The sequence below is a fragment of the Streptomyces sp. NPDC043996 genome, assembly GCF_056435225.1.
The window spans coordinates 759029-777061 of the sequence record NZ_JBWKEY010000004.1 but is presented as its reverse complement, the minus strand read 5'-3'; the positions used below and the strand labels follow the sequence as shown (position 1 = coordinate 777061).

Below are 18033 nucleotides of genomic sequence, written 5' to 3'. Positions count from 1 at the left end.
GTTCGCCCGCTTCGCCTCGCGCCAGGACGACTCGCCGCAGATGAAGATGATCGCGGCGCTGCGCAACCAGTTCGGCGGCCACGCCGTCGAGTCCACCCAGTAGGTCGCGCCGCGCCGCGTAGGGGCGCGGTCGCTGTGTGCAGGGGGGCGCGGATCACCGCGCCCCCCTGATCGTTTTCCGGGCGCAGGGCGCAGGGCGCAGGGCGGCTCCTTGGCTCCGCCTTGACATGCAGCCATCCGGCTGCCTATCGTTTTAGGCAGCTAAACGGCTGCATGTTAGAGGGGTGGGGGATGGACGCAGAGATGGACGAGGTCTTCAAGGCGCTGGCCGACACGAGCCGACGGCAGCTGCTCGACAGCCTGAACGCCCGCAACGGGCAGACGCTGCGCGAGCTGTGCGCCGGTCTCGACATGGCCCGGCAGTCCGTCAGCAAGCACCTCGCCCTGCTGGAGGCGGCCCGCCTTGTCACCACCGTCCGGCAGGGCAGGGAGAAGCTGCACTACCTCAACGCCGCACCCATCAACGCCATCGCCGACCGCTGGATCAGCCGCTACGACCGCGCGCGGGCGACCGCGCTCGCCGATCTGAAGCACGCACTGGAGAGCAGCCCCATGACCACGCAGAACACCCCGCACCGCAGCGACGACACCGCGTTCGTCTACACCACCTACATCAGGACCACCCCCGAGAAGCTCTGGCAGGGCCTCACTGACCCGGCCTTCACGCGGCGGTACTGGAACCTGGAGTTCGTCACCGACTGGAAGCCCGGCTCCGTCATGGCCTGGGAGGGCCACGGCCTCACCGGACCCGACCCGGAGCAGGTCGTCCTCGAGTGCGACCCCTACCGCCGCCTGTCCTACACCTGGCACACCTTCACGCCCGGCTTCGCCAAGGCGGTCGACGTGGACGACGAGACCTTCGCGAAGATCGCCGCCGAGAAGCGCTCCAAGGTGACCTTCGACATCGAGCCGCAGGGCGAGACCGTCAAGCTCACCGTCATCCACGACGGCTTCGAGCCCGGCAGCACCGTCCTGGAGATGATCAACGACGGCTGGGCCGCGCTGATCTCCAACCTCAAGACGCTCCTGGAGACCGGCGAGACGCTGCCGGAGCCCGCGGCCGAAAAGGACTGAACGCACCCGCGGCCCGTCGCGTCGTAGGGGTATGACGCCTACGCGGTGCACCCCCCTGCTCGTCTCCGCCGCCCTGGCGGCCGCCCTCCTCGCGACGGGCTGCGTCTCCTCCTCGGACGAGGACGAGGAGGAGACGCCCGGCAAGCCCACCCTGGCCGCCCGGGACCGCCACGACCCCGACCACTGGGAGGAAGGCCCCGCCAAGGCGAAGGAGGGCAAGTGGTACGCGTACGACATGCCGGGCCACTGCGACATCCGGTTCGCGCGCTTCGACGGGCGGTGGTGGCGGCTGGAGAGCGTCTCCAGCTCGTCGCGTAGCCACGTGAAGGGGGAGCGGGCCCAGTCGCCCGACGTGGTGCCCGGGTACATGCAGCGCTACGCCCCGAACGGAGCCGTGTTCGAGGCCGCGGGGATGCCGCCGATGCACTTCGCCCCGTACAGGGGCGAACCCCCGAAGTGCCGGTAGCCTGACGGCGGAGGTGGGGGCATGCGTGAAGCGGATCCCGGACTGTTCGGGCCCTCGTCGGTGACGTGGCAGATGCACGGCGACCCCATGATGTGGATCGCGGGCGTCCGGGCCCTGTACCTCCAGGCACTGCACCCGCGCGCCGTCCGCGGCGTCCTGCAGAACTCCGACTTCCGCAAGGACGCCTGGGGCCGCCTGATGCGCACCGCCCACTTCGTCGGCACGACGACGTACGGCACCACCGAGGCCGCCGAGAAGGCGGGCGCCCGGGTGCGCAAGATTCACACCATGCTCTCGGCGGTCGACCCGGACACGGGGGAGCGCTACGGCGTCGACGAACCCGACCTGCTCCTGTGGGTGCACTGCGCGGAGATCGACTCCTATCTGCACGTGCTGCGCCGCTCGGGCTTTCGCCTCAGCGACGCCGCCGCCGACCGCTACGTCGCCGAACACCGCGAGAGCGCCCGCCTGGTGGGCCTCGACCCCGGCCGCGTCCCGGCCACCACCGGCGAACTCGCCGCGTACTTCGAAAAGACGGCGCCCGAACTCGCCGCGGGCCCCGAGGCCCGCGTCGTCGACGACTTCCTGCGCCGCCCGCCCACACCCCCGCTCCTCGTCCCGGCGCGCGCCCTGCTGTGGCGGCGCGTGGCGCACCTCGCCTACGCGTCCCTGCCGCCGTACGCCCACGCGCTGTACGGCAGACCCGCCCCGCCCGCCCCGGCCGTCACCCGCGGCCTCGTCACCACCGGGCGCCTGCTGCGTCTCATACCGGCGCGTCTGCGCTGGCAGCTGCCGCCGAAGCACATCCTGCGCGCCATGGCCCGGCTCGGCCCGGGCAGTCGCCCCGCGCCGTACAAAGTCCACCGACACAACGCCATACTGGACGGGCCGGGGAGGGCGCAGCGAGGCGACGGGGGCGACAGCACGAGATGCCAGAGATGGGGGACACCAGGCTGATCCAGGGCCGCTACCGGCTCCTCGACCTGATCGGCCGCGGCGGCATGGGCGAGGTGTGGCGGGCCCACGACGAATCCCTGGGCCGCAAGGTCGCCGTCAAGTGCCTCAAACCCCTCGGGCCCCAGCACGACCCGTCGTTCACCCGGGTGCTGCGCGAGCGGTTCCGGCGCGAGGCCCGCGTCGCCGCCGCGCTCCAGCACCGCGGCATCACCGTCGTGCACGACTTCGGCGAGTCCGACGGCGTCCTGTTCCTCGTCATGGAGCTCCTCCAGGGCCGCAACCTCAGCCAGCTCCTCGAGGACAACCAGCAGCACCCGCTGCCCGTCCCCGACGTCGTGGACATCGCCGACCAGGTCGCCTCCGCGCTCGCCTACACGCACGAACAGGGCATCGTGCACCGGGATTTGAAGCCCGCCAACATCATGCGGCTCACCGACGGCACGGTGAAGATCTGCGACTTCGGCATCGCCCGGCTCGGCCACGACATCGGCTTCACATCGCGCCTGACCGGCACCGGCATCGCCATGGGCACCCCGCACTACATGTCGCCCGAGCAGATCAGCGGCGCCGAGGTCGACCAGCGCAGCGACCTGTACTCCTTCGGCTGCGTCCTGTACGAACTCGCCACCGGGGCACCCCCGTTCGACCTGGACGACGCCTGGGCGATCCTCGTCGGGCACCGCGACACCCCGCCCGAGCCGCCGCGCCGCCGCCGCGGCGAACTGCCCGAGTTCTTCGACCGGATCGTCCTCGACCTGCTCGCCAAGCACCCCGACGAACGGCCCGGCGACGCCCGGGAGCTCGGCCGCCGCATCGCCGTCGGCCGCGACACGCAGCCGGGCCGCGTCACCTACGTGCCCACCGTCGTCACCCCGGCCCTGCGCCGCACCGGGCACCCGCCCCCCGAACAGCGCCCCGGCCGCCCCGAACCGGCCCTGCCGCACTGGACGCGCGGCATGACCACCGGCCACAAGGCGACGGGCGCCGCCCTCGGCGCCACCCCGCCCGACGCGTCCGCGGGCCTCACCGGCGAGTGGATCCCGCGCGCCAGTGGCCGCCGCACCGCCCTGCCGGGGCCCGCGCCCGCCCGGCCGACCCCGCCCCCGGACGTCCTCGCCACGCTCGTCAGCCGCCACAACGCGGGCCTGAGCCTCGGGCGGCACGGCCGCTGGGCCGAAGCGGGCGAGCTGCACCGCACGGTCGCCGCCGAACGCGAGCGCGTCCTCGGGCCCGACCACCCCGACACCCTCGCCAGCCGCTACGAAGTGGGGTTCACCCTCAGCCGCACCGGCCGCCCCGCCGACGCGCTGCGCGAGTACAGCCGCGTCGCCGAGGGCCGCGACCGCGCCCTCGGCGCCGGCCACCCGGACACGCTCGCCGTCCGGCAGGAGATGGCGTACGTGCTCGGCCAGCTCGGCCGGCACCTCGAAGCCCACCAGGTGTACACCTCGGTGCTCGCCGTGCGCGAGCGCACCGCGGGCCCCGACCACCCCGACACCCTGCGCTGCCGCCACAACCTGTCCTTCAACCTCAGCCGCCTCGGCCGCCTGGAGGACTCCTACCGCCTGGCCCGCGACGTCGCCGCCGCCCGCGCCCGCGTCCTCGGCCCCACCCACCCCGACACCCTGGTCACGCGCTACGAGGTGGCGTACACCCTCGGCCAGCTCGGCCGCTGGCCGGAAGCCCTGCACACCTACCGCGAGGTCGCCGAGGCCCGCACCCGCGCCCTCGGCCCCGACCACCCCGACACGCTCGCCGCGCGCTACGAGGTCGGCATCAGCCTCGGCCGCCTCGGCCGCAGCGCCGAGGCCCTGGAGCTCTACCGCGGCCTCATCGACGACCGCACCCGCGTGCACGGCCCCGCCAACCCCGAGACCCTGCGCGCCCGCCACGGCCTCGGCGTCAACCTCGGCCGCCAGGGCCGCTGGGAGGAGGCCCTCGCCGAGGCCCGCGACGTGTGCGCCATCCGCGAGCGCGTCCTCGGCGGCCACCACCCCGACACCCTGGTCAGCCGCCGCGAGGTCGCCGTCGGCCTGGGCTGGCTCGGCCGCTGGGCCGACGCCCTCACCGAGTACCGCGCCGTCGCCGCCGCCCGCGAACAGGTCCTCGGCGCCGGCCACCCCGACACCCTCGCCAGCCGCAACGACGAGGCGCACTGCCTGGAGCAGCTGGGCCGCGGCCGGGAAGCGGCGGAGCTGTACCGCAGGGTCGAGGCCCTGCGCCAGCAGGCGACGGGCGGCCACTGAGACACCCGCCGCCCGCGCGGCCCCGGGACAGGCCCGCGCGCACCACACACGCGAAAACCGATCCGTGCTACGAAGAACCATGCGACCCAGCTATGACGCCGTCGTCATCGGCGGCGGCCACAACGCCCTGGTGGCCGCGGCCTATCTGGCCCGCGCGGGCCGCTCTGTGCTGCTCCTGGAACGCCTGGGGGAGACCGGCGGAGCCGCCGTGTCCACGCGCCCCTTCCCCGGCCAGGACGCCCACCTCTCCCGGTACTCCTACCTCGTGAGCCTGCTGCCCAGGAAGATCGTCCGTGATCTGAACCTGGACTTCCGGGTCCGCGCCCGGTCGGTGTCCTCGTACACGCCCACCGTCCGCGACGGCCGCCCCACCGGCCTGCTCGTGGGCGGCGCCGAGTCCCGCACCCGGGCCTCCTTCGCCCGCCTGACCGGCGACGACCGCGACTACGAGGCCTGGCGGGAGTTCTCCGCCCTGACGGCCCACGCCGCGCGGCGGGTGTTCCCCACCCTCACCGAGCCGCTGCCCACCAAGGCGGAGCTGCGCCGCGCCGTCGACGACGACACCGTGTGGCGCACCCTGTTCGAAGAGCCCATCGGCGCCGCGATCGAGGCCAGGTTCACCGACGACCTGGTGCGCGGAGTCGTCCTCACCGACGCCCTGATCGGCACGTTCACCGACGCCCACGACCCGAGCCTGCGCCAGAACCGCTGCTTCCTCTACCACGTCATCGGCGGCGGCACCGGCGACTGGAACGTGCCCGTCGGCGGCATGGGCGCGCTGACCCGCGCGCTCGCGGGGACCGCCCGCGCCGCGGGCGCCGAACTGCTCACCGGCCACGAGGTCACGCGCGTGGACAGCGACGGACGGCACGCCGAGGTGACGTACCGGACCGCCGACGGCGAGGGCAGGGTCGGCGCCCGCCACGTCCTGGTGGGCACCTCGCCCCAGGAGCTCGCCGCGCTGACCGGGCAGGGCCCGCCGCCTCCCGCCGAAGGCGCCCAGCTCAAGGTCAACATGCTCCTGAAGCGGCTCCCGAAGCTCCGCGACGCCACCGTCGACCCCCGCGAGGCCTTCGCCGGGACCTTCCACATCGCCGAGGGCTACGAGGAGCTTGCGCGGGCGCACGCCGAGGCGGCCGCGGGCAGCCTCCCGACCGCGCCGCCCTCCGAGATCTACTGCCACTCGCTCACCGACCCCACGATCCTCGGCCCGGACCTGGTGGAGCGCGGCTACCAGACCCTCACGCTCTTCGGCCTGCACACCCCCGCCCGCCTTTTCACCGAGGCCAGCAACACAGCCGCCCGCGAGCGGCTCCTGGCGGCGACCCTCGCCCAGCTCGACGCCCACCTGGCCGAGCCCCTCGCCGACTGTCTCGCCACCGACGCGGACGGCCGCCCGTGCGTCGAGGCGAAGACCCCCCTGGACCTGGAGCGCGAGCTGCGCCTGCCGGGCGGCAACATCTTCCACGGCGACCTCTCCTTCCCGTACACGGCGAGCGGCCGTGACGGGGAGGAGGACGGCGGCGGAGGGGCCGACGACCGGTGGGGCACGGCCACCGCGCACGCGAACGTCCACCTGTGCGGCGCGGGCGCCCGCCGGGGCGGCGGCGTCAGCGGGATCGCCGGTCACAACGCGGCCATGGCCGTCCTGGAACGATGACCGACAAAGCGGTGATCAACACGGCGGACGGCTGGTGTACGGTCGGTCCCGGCCGGCGCGGCGGGTCCACCCCGCGCGCGTAAGGAAACGAGAGGTGCTCACCATGGCTGCCCGACGAGACGGCCGCCGCGCGGACGCACCGACCTTCACGGAACTGGCCCGCCGCCGCCAGCTCATCGAGTGCACCATCGACCTGATCTCCACCCAGGGGTATCCGGCGGCGTCCCTGTCCGCCATCGCCGAGCGGGCGGGCCTGTCCAAGGCCGCGGTCCTTTACCACTTCGCCGCCAAGGACAACCTCACCCAGGCGGCGCTCGCCCACGTCCTCGACGAGTTCACCGCGTACGTGAACGAGCGGGTGGCGGCCGCGCCGGACCCGAGGGCCGCGGTGATCGCCTACGTCCGCGCCATGGTCGGCTACCAGCGGGCGAACCGGCGGCACGTCCGCGTCATCACCGAGATGCTCCTCGACGACCAGGGCGGCACCCGGCTGAAGAACCCGGGCGGCCATGACACGGCGGGCCGCTGGCAAGCCCTCGCGGACCTCCTCGCGGCGGGGCAGGAGGCCGGGCAGTTCCGGCCGTTCGACCCCACCACGGTGTCCCTGGCCGTCGGCGGCGCCATCGACGGCGTCATCGGCCACTGGCTGGCCCACCCCGAGCTCGACCTGGACGCGGCCGCCGGGGAACTGGTGACGTTCACGCTGCACGCCGTCGACGCGCGCTGAGCGGCCCCCGCACGACGGGGCGTCAGACGGCCGTCGCAAGGGTGGCGAGGCCAGGCCCTTCGAGATCGTCCAGGGCCACCCGCCGTCCGGAGACGGCCAGGAGCAGCGCGAGCGCGGTGCCCCGCACGTCCGGGCCGCTCCCGAGCGACAGGTCCGTGTCCGTCGCCGTGAGCCGCACCCGCGCCGTGAGCTCCTTGGCGCCGCCGAAGGACGCCGGGGTACGGGCCTGCAGGCGGAGCGATCTGAGGACGGCTTCGGGCTGGTAGGCATGGCCGATCCCCAGGGGGCGACGGATGTCCTCCCCGTGGACGACCTCCTCGACGAGGCGGCTGTCGAGGGGCGCCGGAGGAGTCGACGTCCGCGACACCTCCCGCCGCAGCCGCTCCAGGGTCTCTCGCGGCGTGGCGCCGCGCTCGCGCCGCACGCCGCACGCGTTCTGCCGGTCGAAGTCGAACCGCGCCCGCACGAGCCCGACCACGAAACCGAGGCGCGTCGTGCGCCAGGTGTCCACGAGGTGGGCGACCACGTCGTGCACGGTCCATCCCTCGCACAGCGACGGCGCCTCCCACCGCCCGTCATCGAGGCGCGCGAGGTCATCCACCAGCGCCGCACGCTCCGCGTGCACCATCGACCAGATGTCGTCCTTCACGGCGATTCCTTTGTTCGACTGTCGACCACGGGTTTCCCTCAGGGGGGACTCGCGGTACGACGGGAACTCATCGCCTGGGCGAAGGACCGGCGCGCGGGCCCGACGGGGTGTCGGCCTGCGCCCGGCACGCGGGGGGAGCACGCTGGAGGCATGACAGCGGAGATAGTGGTGCACCGGGCGTCCGCGGCGGGAGGCCGCCGGGTGGACGTACACGGCGAGAACGTCGGCGTCGCGCACGGCCTGGAGGACGTGACGGAGTTTTTGCGCCGCGCGGGCCTGGACATCGACCCCGTCGAAGTCGCCGTGTCCCCCCTGATCGAGTGGCGGGGCGGCGGGCCGGAGACCTGGGGGCAGGGCGGCGGCTGACCTTCGGCGCCGACTACTCGCGGCCGCGCGCAGGGCCCGCCTGGACCGGGACGGGCGGCGGCCGGAGCCGGGAGACCCGGTGTCCGACCGGGGCCGGGGAGCGCGGGACGGCACGCCGGGTGGGATCCGGGGTGCCGACGTAGAGCCAGCCGATGACGCGCTCGTGCGGGGCGAGGGCAAGGAGCGCCCGGGGCCCGGCCGCGTCGACGTTCGCCCCGGTGCGCCACATGCTGCCGTACCCCCGGTCGTGCAGGAGGAGCATCAGCGAGGTGACCATCGCGCTGCTCGCGGCGAGCTGCTCCCAGTCCGGCACGCGGTGGTTGCGCCGGGGGACGAAGACCAGCGTCGCGAGGAGCGGGGCGCGCAGGGGTTTGCGCGCCTCGCGCCGGACGGCCTCCGCGTCGGTGGCGCCGGACGCGAAGGACGCGCCGAGCGCCGTCCGGCCTTCGCCGCGCACGAGGATCCACCGCCAGGGGCGAAGGCGGCCGTGATCGGGCGCGGTCGCCGCCCAGGCGAGGAGGTCGGTGAACTCCTCGTCGCTCGGGGCGGGTTCGAGCAGGCGGTGCTCACTGCGCCGGGTCCGAATGGCGGCTTCCAGCTCCATCAGCGGTCGTTCTCCTCAGCGGTCGGTGGTCGTCGTGGGTCCGCGTGCGCCAGTCCGTACCGTGTCCGTCAGGCGCAGCGCGGTGGCAGCCAGAACGACCGCACGCCCCGTACCGCCGCGAGCCGGTCGCGCGCCATGCTGATCGCGGCGGCGGCCGTGCTGATCTTCAAGTGGTGCGCCCGGGTGAAGATGTCGGTGAGCCGCTCGGGGATGAGCTCGGCGCGCTGGCGTACGCGGTCCATGTCGTGGCCCGCGGGGTGCAGTTCGTCGACCACCTGGATCAGGCCCAGGGCGTTGATCACGAAGTCCGGCGCGTACAGGACGCCGCGGGCCGCGAGCCGGTCCGCGATCCCGGGGGCGGCCAGTTGGTTGTTGGCCCCGCCCGCGACGACACGGCAGCGGAGCCGCTCCACGAGGCCCGCGTCGATGACGTTGCCGATCGCGTTCGGGCTGAGGACGTCCACGTCGAGCAGGTAGAGCTTCTCTCTGCTGACGACCTCCGCCCCGCACGCCTCGGCCACGCGCTCGGCCTTGTCCTGGTCGATGTCGGCGAGGGTGAGGCGCGCGCCCGCCTCCGCCAGGTGCGCCGCGAGCCGCGCGCCCACCTTGCCGACGCCGTCGATGGCGATCTCGCGGTCCCGCAGGCTGTCGCTGTTGTCGAGGTAGCGCAGGCAGGCGCGGATGCCGAGCCCCACGCCGTAGGCGGTCATGGCCCCCGACTCGCCGGAGCCGCCCTCCGCTACGTCGAGGCCGCGGATCCACTGGGACTCCTTGCGCATCACCCGCAGGTCGTCGGTGCTGATGCCCATGTCGCAGGCGGCGATGAACCGCCCGGACAGGCTCTCGACGGTCTGCCCGAACGCGCGGAGCAACGTCTCCGACTTCTCCACGCCCGCGCCGCCGAGGATGACGGCCTTGCCGCCGCCGATGTCGAGACCCGCGCAGGCCGCCTTGTACGTCATGGCGCGCGAGAGCCGCAGCGCGTCGCGCACCGCCTGGTCGTGATCGGCGTACGGAAGGAAGCGCACGCCGCCGAGCGCGGGGCCCAGCAGCGTCGAATGAATCGCGATGACGCACCGCAGGCCGCCAGGCCCGGAGCTGAACAGCACCTGCTCGTGGCCGTCCATCTCGTCGAACACACTCATTGACCCACCCCAGCATCCCGTCGGGTGCCGGCCGGACCGGCGGCCGCGCCGGAGGGCGCGAGCCGCCGGTCCGGCCGGCGGAGCATCAGCTGACCGGCCGCAGTCCGGACGAGAGCAGCGCGGCGTCCAGGACGTCCCACAGCGCGCACAGGGAGGTCAGGAAGTCCTCCACGCCCCGCTCGATCTGTTCGCTGTTCGAAGCGTCCATGACGGACGAGACCGCCGTGATCACATTCGCCTCGTGCTGCTGCTCGGCACCGGCGTCCCCCCAGTGCTCCGCCATGTAGTGCATCTCCGGCTCTTCGAGGTCGGTCTTGTAGTGGCCGGAGTCGATGAGCGCGCGCTTCTCGCCGGGGATCAGGGACTGGTTGGAGATGATCTCCAGGGCGAGCGCCGTGCCGAGGTTGCGGACCGTGGTCTGGGCGTCGGAGGCGAACCGGCGCCGGAACACGTCGATGGCGGCCGCCGCCTGCGCCGTCAGACCGGTCTCGGGGTCGTATCCGGGCAGCGTGGCGAGCAGGTCGTCCGAGGCGGACTTGAGCCAGGCCTCGACGCGTTCGGTGTCGTACACGTCGTCGAAGACCTGGGTGCCGGTGCGGTTGACGATGTGGCCCGCCATCGTGGCGAGTTCGGGGCCGTGTCCGGCCTCGCTGTCGACGATCTCCTCGATGAGGACGGCCTGCTGGTCCCAGCCGAGGGAGCGCAGCGCGGTGGGGAAGTCGCCGCCGGGGCGGGTGGAGGCGCAGAACGACTGCACCTGGTGGAAGAGCGCGCCCGTGACCTCGGCGGACGGGGGGCGGGCGGCCCAGTGGTCGTAGAAGGGGTGGGTGAAGACGCGGTGCGTCTTGATCCGGTCGATCAGGGTGTCGGTCGTCGTCATCGGTGCCTGCTCCGTGAGGTGGGTGGGGTCGCGGGGGAGCCGCGGGGAGGGGGCCGCCAGGGCGAGCGGGGTGGCGCCGCTCGGGGCCGGACGAACGGGAGGGCGGCGCCGCTCGGTTCAGGCGGACTGGAGCCGCGAGCGGTTCAGGCGAACTGGAGCTGTGAGGGGTCGACCTTGGGGACGGAGAACCCGATCTGCTCGATGTGCTGCGCGATCGCCGTCTTGTACAACTCGCGCAGTTCGCCGTTGTCGTGCTTGCGCAGGCCCCACCGGACCGCGAGCCGCCCGCGCCGGGAGTCGGGCCGCCCGAACATGTCGAGGGCCATCGGGTAGAACCGCTCAAGGGCCCGCTGGGCCCGGTCGCGGGAGTCGCCGCCATCGTCGTACGCCTGCTGCATCAGACGCTTGCCGTAGCCGAAGTGCCGGGCCTCCTCCTTGAGGATCGCGTCGGCCTCGACGCGCAGCGGCCCGTAGGTGCTCGTGGTCATCTCCTTGATCTGGAAGTGCCCTTCGAGCTCGCAGAGGAAGCTGAACGCGGCGCGCTCCTCCCAGACCGTGAACTGTGTCGTCATGCTTTCGGCCGGGAAGTAACGCCGTTCCGCCACGGCCTGGTTCACCATGTGCGAGGTGTCGATGCCGAGCGGGGTGAGCAGTTTGGCGAAGCGCCGGAAGTGGTCCACCTCTTCCATGCCGAACTTGAGGCATATGTAGCGCTCGTCGGCATTGGGGGCGAGGGGATAGAACGAGTCGACGTAGGTGTCGCCGGCGCTCAGCTCGCCTTCGCCGTTGGCGAGCATCTGATGGGTAAGCACCTCAAGGTATTCTTCGGGGAGTTCACGCACTTTCTCGAGGTCCACAATCTCGGAAAAGGTATCCGCCATACGAATCTCCTCCGGGTAGCCGGGAATCGGAGACTATCCGGTCGGCGCGCACCGTTGACAGGCCACGTTGGGGCCATACGGCAGGGAACCTTGGGGGTATCCCCGGTGGTTCTTCGGGGTTACGCCGAAGGCCGCGATCGGGCGCCCGGGATTCGCACGGGAAAATACTCTCGTGTCGATCGGGGCGCGGTCGGCCGCGTACCGCGCCTGAATGTCGCGCGGTGCGTGGGCGGACAGCGGCGGATGCCGCGGCGATGCGGGGGCGGAGGGGCCGCGGAGAAGGCGTTCCGGGCGGGAACGGCTGGGAACGGCTGGGAACGGTGCCGGGCGGCGGGCGACGGCCGGGTTCAGGCCGGGGGGCGCTCAGGCCCCGGTCCGCACCGGTGGCCTGATGTAGGTGAGCGTGTGGTGGGACACGAGCTTGCCCGCGGTGTCGGTGGTGTCGGCGGTGCCGTAGACGATGAGGCGGCCGGGCCGCATGATCGTGGACTCGCAGAACAGATCGGTGCGCGCCGGGCCGAGGAAACTCGTCGTCATCTGCTGGGTGACGGACGGATCGTCCTCGCCGAACAGCGACATGACCGCGATCCAGCAGGTCACGTCGGCGAGCGTCATCGCGCAGCCGCCCTGCAGGACACCACCGGGGCGGAAGAGCTCCGGACGCCGCGGCAGCGAGACCCGGGCGCGCCCCTTCTCGACGGACTCCACCCTGAACCCCCACCAGGGGCCGAAGGGACTGTTATCGAGGACGGCCTGAGCTGCGTCGACATCCATCACCGCAGAAACATAGCATCGTTCGGTATGTCACCACGCAGATCCAACGCGGAACGCACCGGGGCCACACGTGCCCAACTGATCAGTACGGCAAGGCGGTTGTTCGGCGAGCGGGGCTACGCCGCGACCACCATCGCGCGGATCGCGGAGGGCTCCGGGCTCACGACCGGCGCGCTGTACCACCACTGGGCGGGCAAGGAGGCACTCCTTGAGGACGTCGTGCACGACCTCCACCGCGAACTCGCCGTACGGATCAGAGGACTTGGCGTCGAGGACGACCCGGTCGCGCGGCTTCGGCGCTCGGGCCGGGAGTTCCTCGCGTTCTGCGCGGATCCCGCCGTCGCCCGAGTGCTGCTGCTCGACGCTCCGGCGGTGCTCGGCTACGAGCGGTGGCGCCGGATCGACGAGCGGTGGTGGCTGGCGCCGACGGTCCTGCTGGTGCGGCGGGCGCGCCTGACGGACGAGTCCGGCCTCGACGCCGACGCCGACGCCGAGGAGCCCGGGCAGGCCGAAGGGGTCGAGGAAGCGCGGCAGTTGGCGGTCGCGCTGCTCGGCGCGCTGACCTCCCTCGGGCACGAGGTCGCGATGCGGGGCGCCCCCGCGGTCGCCGGTGCGGGGCGGACCTATGACGTGCTGCTTACCTCGCTCCTGCGCTGACCGGGCGCGCTGGCGTCGCGTGTCTGTCGGTCCAGAGGGCGGTTGAGCGGGCGGTCCGGCGGGCGGTCCAGCGGGCCGAGGCGCGAGACTAGGAGTGCCGCTTCCACCCGGCTGGACGCCGACAGCTTGGTCATCGCGTGGTGGACGTGCTTCTTGACGGTGTTCTCGGCGATGTGCAGGGCGGAGCCGATCTGTTTGTTCGTCATGCCGTCGGCCAGGAGCCGCAGGACGTCGCCTTCCCGCGAGGTGAGGTTCGACATCGCTCCGGCGGCCGGAGGCAGCGGGCAGCCGTCGCCGATGTCGCAGATCCTGTCGCGCGGGAGGAGATAGGCGGCGCAGCCCCGGTCCACGAGGGCGATCAGGCCGGCGAATTCCTCTTGCAGGATCTCCAGGGCCATGAACCCGGCGACCTTGGCCCGGATCGCGTCCTGGACCGTGACGGCGGAGTCATGGCACCACAGGACGATGACCGAGGCGCGCGCGCCGATCATCTGGACGAGATCACGGAGGCTGTCACCCGTCAGCTTCCGCAGATTCAGCAGGACGATGTCGGGTTGCCCGTGGCCGACGGCGGTCAGGACGCCGGCCTCGTCCTGGGCCACGCCGGCCACGTTGAGTCCGGGAGCTTCCCTGATCATCGCCACGAGACCGGATCGGGTCACGACCTGGTCGTCGGCGATGAGCAGTTGTATCTGGGCCATATGCGGCGTCCTTTTCCCCCGTAGGGCCGTCCGCGGGCCGCTGTGGAGGCCCGCGTCAGACGTGACCACAAGATCGATTAGGTCAGGATATGGCGACCCGCGGCTGCGCCGCGAACGCTGTTGTGCAGCGGGAGAGCGGCGATGCGGGCCATGTATTCATGCCGTCGGTACGGCGAACCTCTGCGCGGAACTGACGCGTGAACGTGAACACGAACATGGAACTGACGGCGCGGCATTAATGATCGCGATGTGATCCGGGACGGCGGCGAAAGAGTGCGAGGCGCCCTGGCGAAGGATGGTGCGAACGAAGGGTGGAGCGCGGAGGGTCCGACTCGTGACTCTCGCCGATCTCGGGTTTGTCTTGATATCCCGTTACGAGGGCCGCCCTGGAGTTATGACCGACCGGGAGAATCGGCCGCGTGCAAGCATCTTCACCCGGTCCGGGGAACCACCCCCCGGCCTGGCATCGGGCTCATGGCGAGCGTACATGAAGGTCATCCCCGTGGGGAGATCTGAATTAAATATTCCGGATTAAACAATCGACGGTGGCGGCACTTATGTGAACCAGCCATTATTTCTGAAAGTCATCGGTCCCGTGAGGCTGGAAATGGCCTCTCGGGGCGCGGCGGGGAATGGGCTGAACACCGCCTGCCCGCCCACGGCCGCACGAGCGGGCGGGGCCGGTCTTGCGGTGCGCGGCCGCGGGGCCGACGATGCCTGAGGCGCGCCGACGATCTACGGACCGGCGCCCGGCGGGCACCCTTGGCGAAGGAGCGGGACATGACCAACTCCCCGGGGCCGTCGGCCCTTTCCGGGCTCGGCGGCATCCTCGGTGAGCTGACCGCGCTCTACGAGGACCTGCACGCCCACCCGGAACTCGCCTTCGAGGAGCACCGCACGGCGGCGGAGATCGCCCGGCGAGCGCGGGCGTACGGGTACGAGGTCACCACGGGCGTCGGCCGTACCGGAGTCGTGGCCGTCCTGGACCACGGCGAGGGACCCACCGTGCTGGTGCGCGCCGACTTCGACGCGCTGCCGGTCGCCGAGCGGACCGGCCTGCCGTACGCCTCGCGGCACGAGGGCGTCATGCACGCCTGCGGCCACGACCTGCACGTGACCTGCCTGCTGGGGGCGCTCAAGCTGCTCGCCGACGCCCGGGCCGACTGGCGTGGGCGGGTCGTGGCCGTCTTCCAGCCCGCCGAGGAGACCGGCGAGGGAGCCCAGGCGATGGTCGAGGACCAGCTGTTCGCGCGCTTCGGGACGCCCGACGTGGTCCTCGGCCAGCACGTGGCGCCGCTCGCGGCGGGGACGGTCGCCTGTCACGCGGGTCCCGCGTTCGCGGCCACCGACTCGCTGAAGGTGACGATGTACGGCAAGGGCGCCCACGGCTCCCGCCCGGAGACCTCCGTCGACCCGGTGGTGATGGCCGCCGCGACGGTGATGCGGCTGCAGACCGTCGTCTCGCGGGAGATCCCGGCCAGCCAGACGGCCGTGGTCACCGTGGGCGCGCTGCGCGCGGGAACCGTGGACAACGTCATCCCGGACGACGCCGAACTGCGTCTGAGCATCCGTACGTACGACGAGGACGTGCGCGCGCGGGTGCGCGCCGCCGTGGAGCGGATCGTGCGGGGCGAGGCGCTGGTGGCGGGGGCCGACCGGGAGCCGGAGTTCGAGGCGCTCGACGCGTTTCCCGTCCTGGAGAACGACGCGGCGGCGGTCGCGCGGACCATGGGTGCCATCGCGGCGGTGCTCGGCGAGGAGCAGGTCATCGACCCCGGCCCGGTCACCGGGAGCGAGGACTGCGGGATCCTGGCCACGGCCGCGGGGGCGCCCATCTGCTACTGGCTGTTCGGCGGGCACGACCCGGAGGCGTTCGCCGCCGCGCACGCCTCCGGAGCCGCGGACCGGGAGATCCCCTCCAACCACTCGCCCCGCTTCGCCCCGGAGCCCGGGCCCGCCGTCACCACCGGTGTGACAGCGATGACGGCGGCGGCCCTGGAGTGGCTGGGCCGGGGCGTGTGATCACCGCCGGGCGAACGCGGGGGCGTGCTCCGGCCGTACGCCCACGCCGCCCAGGTATCCGGTGACCGTCCGCAGCGGCGGCACCTTCTGGAGCAGCTTGAGCGGCAGCGGCAGGCGGTCGCCCCGCAGCGTCCCGGCGAGGGCCGGGCGCAGCAGCGTCTCGTGCTCGCCGCGCTGGGACGCGTGCGTCACCGCCGTGGGCAGCCAGCGCCGCCGCTGCACCCGCGCCAGGTCCCGGACGCCGACGTCGCCGCGGCGCAGCGGGGCCGCGAGGAGGCGGGCGGTGGCCACCGCGTCCTGCACCGCGAGGTTGACGCCGACGCCGCCGACCGGCGACATCATGTGCGCGGCGTCCCCGATGCACAGCAGCCCTTCGCGGTACCAGCGGCGCAGGCGGCCCATGGTGACCTCCAGGAGCAACACGTCGTCCCAGGAGCGGATCTCGCGCAGGGCCTCGCGGTCCCAGTCGAGGAGGTCGCCGAGCCGGTCGCGGAACCACGCGATGCCGTGGGCCCGCAGCCGGGCGTCCGCTCCCTTCTCGATGAGGTAGGAGGTCTGGAAGTAGTCGCCCCGGTCCATCGTGGCGGCCACCTGGCCGTCGCGGACGCTGACGAAGACGCGGCCGTCCTTGGCCGGGTCGCGCGGGGCGGGCACCCGCACCTGCCACACGTCGATGGGGACGTCGAAGTACTCGGGCGTGAGCCCGGCCTCGTGGCGCACCCGTGAGTCGCGGCCGTCACAGGCGACGGTGAGGTCCGCGGCCAGCTCGCCGGGCGCGCCGTGCTCGTCGACGTACCGCACGCCCGTGACCCGGCCGCCCGGGTCGGTGCGCAGCCCCGTGACCGCTGTGCGCATCCGCAGAGTGAAGGCGGGCTCCTCGGCGGCCGCGCCCGCGAGCAGGTCGAGGAAGTCCCACTGCGGGACCATCGCGAGGTACTTGTGGCGGCCGGGGATGTGCCGCAGGCTGCCCGCGACGACCGTCGTGCCGTCGATGCGCAGCCGCATGTCCTGGAGCTTTCGCGCGGGCAGCGCGGCGAACCGCTCCCCGAGGCCCAGTTGGTCGAGCAGGCGCAGCGTCGAGGGATGGACGGTGTCACCGCGGAAGTCCCGCAGGAAGTCCCCGTGCTTCTCCAGGACGGTCACCTCGACCCCGGCCCGGGCGAGCAGCAGCCCGAGCGTCATCCCGGCCGGTCCACCGCCCACCACACAGCACGTCGTGCGATCCATGCGAAGCCCCCTCTTGCGGTCGTGTCGCCGTCGTGTGCGAGCCAGTCGCACGTGCGCACTCTAACCGATCGGTCAGACATCTGACCGAGTGGTCAGCAATACGGTCCCGCGCCCGAGGGAAGAACGGTGGAGGGAAGGGCGTGCGGCGCGGTCGCCCTCTTCCCGGGGGCGGATCGAGGCGCGACGGGGGACAGAGTGAACGACTACCGACGCTCGGCCGTCGTGGCCACGGCGTTGTCGTCAGTGGTGGTCGCGACGGTCCTGAACATCGCGACCAGCGTCGTCGAACTGCCGGACGCGGCCGAGGTGTGGGCGGTCGCGGGCGCCGTGCTCGTCATCGCCGCGGTGATCGCGCTCGACACCCGCGGGGTCGCCGGTGAGGCGCGGCGGGCCCGCGCGGCGGAACGCGCGCGAGGGGGATCGTGCGGAGGCGGAGCGCGGGGAGTGGCGGGAGCGGTACGAGCGCGCCCTCATGCGCCCCGTGCGGGTGCCGAAGCTCAAGAAGCAGCCGGGGGTGCGGAACTTCTTCGGCTGGAAGGCGGGCGATTCGCCGCAGTACCGCGCGGTCGACGACGCGCTCGCCCTGATGGCGGGGGAGTTCAAGGCCGCGTGCGTCCAGTACGGCGTCGGGGAGGGGTTCTGGTCCTCGTACCGGGGCGTGGCCAAGGAGCTCGTGGCCGTGACGGGGGACGGTCGCTGGCACCTGGTGGCCGCGAACGTGCGCCACCTGGACACGGTGGGCGACGTCATCCACGTCCACGCGAGCCACCAGGGCGGGACGGCTCAGTACGCGGTCATCCCCACCCGGGCGACGGCCGACGCCTTCGTGGCTGGTGTGGCCGTCGTCGTGGCCCAGATGAGGCTGTTGCGCGAGCGCGGTCCGGGCCGCGTCCCCGTCCGCTGAATCTGACGTAGCATCAGAAAGTCTCTTCCTTCG

The 18033-nt window shown here is 72.7% G+C and carries 19 protein-coding genes and 1 pseudogene; 11 read left to right on the top strand and 9 right to left on the bottom strand.

Annotated elements, in window-relative coordinates; translation table 11 throughout:
- From AC07A4_RS14260 to AC07A4_RS14230, 7 genes and pseudogenes are all read left to right on the top strand, one after another.
- Positions 1-103, top strand: a pseudogene (locus tag AC07A4_RS14260) (6-phosphogluconate dehydrogenase); the annotation flags it as partial.
- A gap of 200 nt (positions 104-303) precedes the next feature.
- Positions 304-1134 (top strand): ArsR/SmtB family transcription factor, encoded by an 831-nt coding sequence (locus AC07A4_RS14255; protein ID WP_478597541.1) that lies wholly within the window; start codon positions 304-306, stop codon positions 1132-1134.
- A 31-nt stretch (positions 1135-1165) separates the two neighbouring features.
- Positions 1166-1600, top strand: coding sequence for a hypothetical protein (locus AC07A4_RS14250; RefSeq protein WP_478597472.1), 435 nt, complete (start codon positions 1166-1168; stop codon positions 1598-1600).
- Positions 1601-1621: 21 nt separating this feature from the next.
- A complete protein-coding gene (locus AC07A4_RS14245) occupies positions 1622-2557 on the top strand; it encodes an oxygenase MpaB family protein (RefSeq protein WP_478597469.1) in 936 nt (311 codons plus the stop codon).
- On the top strand, positions 2539-4803 hold the full coding sequence (locus AC07A4_RS14240) for a serine/threonine-protein kinase (RefSeq protein WP_478597467.1): 2265 nt from the start codon (positions 2539-2541) through the stop codon (positions 4801-4803). Before AC07A4_RS14245 ends, AC07A4_RS14240 begins: the two co-directional genes overlap by 19 nt.
- A 79-nt stretch (positions 4804-4882) precedes the next feature.
- Positions 4883-6463, top strand: a complete 1581-nt coding sequence (locus tag AC07A4_RS14235; RefSeq protein WP_478597465.1) for a phytoene desaturase family protein — start codon at positions 4883-4885, stop codon at positions 6461-6463.
- A 103-nt stretch (positions 6464-6566) separates the two neighbouring features.
- On the top strand, positions 6567-7190 hold the full coding sequence (locus tag AC07A4_RS14230; RefSeq protein WP_478597463.1) for a TetR/AcrR family transcriptional regulator: 624 nt from the start codon (positions 6567-6569) through the stop codon (positions 7188-7190).
- Positions 7191-7212: 22 nt separating this feature from the next.
- On the opposite strand, the gene AC07A4_RS14225 is transcribed toward AC07A4_RS14230, so the two are convergent.
- Entirely contained in the window at positions 7213-7818 is a 606-nt protein-coding gene (locus tag AC07A4_RS14225) for a maleylpyruvate isomerase family mycothiol-dependent enzyme (protein WP_478597539.1), read from the bottom strand.
- A 171-nt stretch (positions 7819-7989) separates the two neighbouring features.
- On the opposite strand from AC07A4_RS14225, the gene AC07A4_RS14220 reads away from it, so the two are divergent.
- Positions 7990-8205, top strand: coding sequence for a hypothetical protein (locus AC07A4_RS14220; protein WP_478597461.1), 216 nt, complete (start codon positions 7990-7992; stop codon positions 8203-8205).
- 13 nt (positions 8206-8218) lie between these two features.
- Here the strand turns inward: AC07A4_RS14220 and AC07A4_RS14215 are convergent, their stop codons facing one another.
- The 5 genes from AC07A4_RS14215 to AC07A4_RS14195 all read right to left on the bottom strand — a co-directional run bounded on the left by AC07A4_RS14215 (position 8219) and on the right by AC07A4_RS14195 (position 12489).
- Entirely contained in the window at positions 8219-8809 is a 591-nt protein-coding gene (locus AC07A4_RS14215) for a nitroreductase family protein (protein ID WP_478597459.1), read from the bottom strand.
- A 68-nt stretch (positions 8810-8877) separates the two neighbouring features.
- On the bottom strand, positions 8878-9954 hold the full coding sequence (locus AC07A4_RS14210; protein ID WP_478597456.1) for a Leu/Phe/Val dehydrogenase: 1077 nt from the start codon (positions 9952-9954) through the stop codon (positions 8878-8880).
- An 85-nt stretch (positions 9955-10039) separates the two neighbouring features.
- Entirely contained in the window at positions 10040-10834 is a 795-nt protein-coding gene (locus AC07A4_RS14205; protein ID WP_478597454.1) for a hypothetical protein, read from the bottom strand.
- A 143-nt stretch (positions 10835-10977) separates the two neighbouring features.
- On the bottom strand, positions 10978-11715 hold the full coding sequence (locus AC07A4_RS14200; protein ID WP_478597451.1) for a Phenylacetic acid catabolic protein: 738 nt from the start codon (positions 11713-11715) through the stop codon (positions 10978-10980).
- 363 nt (positions 11716-12078) lie between these two features.
- The gene (locus tag AC07A4_RS14195; protein ID WP_478597537.1) at positions 12079-12489 is read right to left on the bottom strand and encodes a PaaI family thioesterase; all 411 of its coding nucleotides are present in this window, start codon (positions 12487-12489) and stop codon (positions 12079-12081) included.
- 27 nt (positions 12490-12516) lie between these two features.
- Between AC07A4_RS14195 and AC07A4_RS14190 the strand changes: the two genes are divergently transcribed.
- Positions 12517-13146: a TetR/AcrR family transcriptional regulator gene (locus AC07A4_RS14190; protein WP_478597449.1), complete on the top strand. Its 630-nt coding sequence runs from the start codon at positions 12517-12519 to the stop codon at positions 13144-13146.
- On the opposite strand, the gene AC07A4_RS14185 is transcribed toward AC07A4_RS14190, so the two are convergent.
- On the bottom strand, positions 13113-13847 hold the full coding sequence (locus AC07A4_RS14185; RefSeq protein ID WP_478597446.1) for a response regulator transcription factor: 735 nt from the start codon (positions 13845-13847) through the stop codon (positions 13113-13115). The genes AC07A4_RS14190 and AC07A4_RS14185 overlap by 34 nt on opposite strands.
- Positions 13848-14627: 780 nt before the next feature.
- Here AC07A4_RS14185 and AC07A4_RS14180 point away from each other — a divergent pair.
- Entirely contained in the window at positions 14628-15869 is a 1242-nt protein-coding gene (locus tag AC07A4_RS14180) for an amidohydrolase (protein ID WP_478597444.1), read from the top strand.
- Here the strand turns inward: AC07A4_RS14180 and AC07A4_RS14175 are convergent, their stop codons facing one another.
- Positions 15870-17096, bottom strand: coding sequence for an FAD-dependent oxidoreductase (locus tag AC07A4_RS14175; RefSeq protein WP_478597441.1), 1227 nt, complete (start codon positions 17094-17096; stop codon positions 15870-15872).
- Positions 17097-17299: 203 nt separating this feature from the next.
- On the bottom strand, positions 17300-17434 hold the full coding sequence (locus AC07A4_RS14170) for a hypothetical protein (RefSeq protein WP_478597438.1): 135 nt from the start codon (positions 17432-17434) through the stop codon (positions 17300-17302).
- 38 nt (positions 17435-17472) lie between these two features.
- Here AC07A4_RS14170 and AC07A4_RS14165 point away from each other — a divergent pair, with 38 nt between their 5' ends.
- Positions 17473-18000, top strand: coding sequence for a hypothetical protein (locus AC07A4_RS14165; protein ID WP_478597436.1), 528 nt, complete (start codon positions 17473-17475; stop codon positions 17998-18000).
- Positions 18001-18033: the final 33 nt, after the last annotated feature.

Coding starts and splice junctions, on each gene's coding strand:
- AC07A4_RS14255 (WP_478597541.1), top strand. CDS start 304: ATGGACGAGGTCTTCAAGGCGCTGGCCGACACGAGCCGACGGCAGCTG.
- AC07A4_RS14250 (WP_478597472.1), top strand. CDS start 1,166: ATGACGCCTACGCGGTGCACCCCCCTGCTCGTCTCCGCCGCCCTGGCG.
- AC07A4_RS14245 (WP_478597469.1), top strand. CDS start 1,622: ATGCGTGAAGCGGATCCCGGACTGTTCGGGCCCTCGTCGGTGACGTGG.
- AC07A4_RS14240 (WP_478597467.1), top strand. CDS start 2,539: ATGGGGGACACCAGGCTGATCCAGGGCCGCTACCGGCTCCTCGACCTG.
- AC07A4_RS14235 (WP_478597465.1), top strand. CDS start 4,883: ATGCGACCCAGCTATGACGCCGTCGTCATCGGCGGCGGCCACAACGCC.
- AC07A4_RS14230 (WP_478597463.1), top strand. CDS start 6,567: ATGGCTGCCCGACGAGACGGCCGCCGCGCGGACGCACCGACCTTCACG.
- AC07A4_RS14225 (WP_478597539.1), bottom strand. CDS start 7,818: ATGGTGCACGCGGAGCGTGCGGCGCTGGTGGATGACCTCGCGCGCCTC.
- AC07A4_RS14220 (WP_478597461.1), top strand. CDS start 7,990: ATGACAGCGGAGATAGTGGTGCACCGGGCGTCCGCGGCGGGAGGCCGC.
- AC07A4_RS14215 (WP_478597459.1), bottom strand. CDS start 8,809: ATGGAGCTGGAAGCCGCCATTCGGACCCGGCGCAGTGAGCACCGCCTG.
- AC07A4_RS14210 (WP_478597456.1), bottom strand. CDS start 9,954: ATGAGTGTGTTCGACGAGATGGACGGCCACGAGCAGGTGCTGTTCAGC.
- AC07A4_RS14205 (WP_478597454.1), bottom strand. CDS start 10,834: ATGACGACGACCGACACCCTGATCGACCGGATCAAGACGCACCGCGTC.
- AC07A4_RS14200 (WP_478597451.1), bottom strand. CDS start 11,715: ATGGCGGATACCTTTTCCGAGATTGTGGACCTCGAGAAAGTGCGTGAA.
- AC07A4_RS14195 (WP_478597537.1), bottom strand. CDS start 12,489: ATGGATGTCGACGCAGCTCAGGCCGTCCTCGATAACAGTCCCTTCGGC.
- AC07A4_RS14190 (WP_478597449.1), top strand. CDS start 12,517: ATGTCACCACGCAGATCCAACGCGGAACGCACCGGGGCCACACGTGCC.
- AC07A4_RS14185 (WP_478597446.1), bottom strand. CDS start 13,847: ATGGCCCAGATACAACTGCTCATCGCCGACGACCAGGTCGTGACCCGA.
- AC07A4_RS14180 (WP_478597444.1), top strand. CDS start 14,628: ATGACCAACTCCCCGGGGCCGTCGGCCCTTTCCGGGCTCGGCGGCATC.
- AC07A4_RS14175 (WP_478597441.1), bottom strand. CDS start 17,096: ATGGATCGCACGACGTGCTGTGTGGTGGGCGGTGGACCGGCCGGGATG.
- AC07A4_RS14170 (WP_478597438.1), bottom strand. CDS start 17,434: ATGACGAGCACGGCGCCCGCGACCGCCCACACCTCGGCCGCGTCCGGC.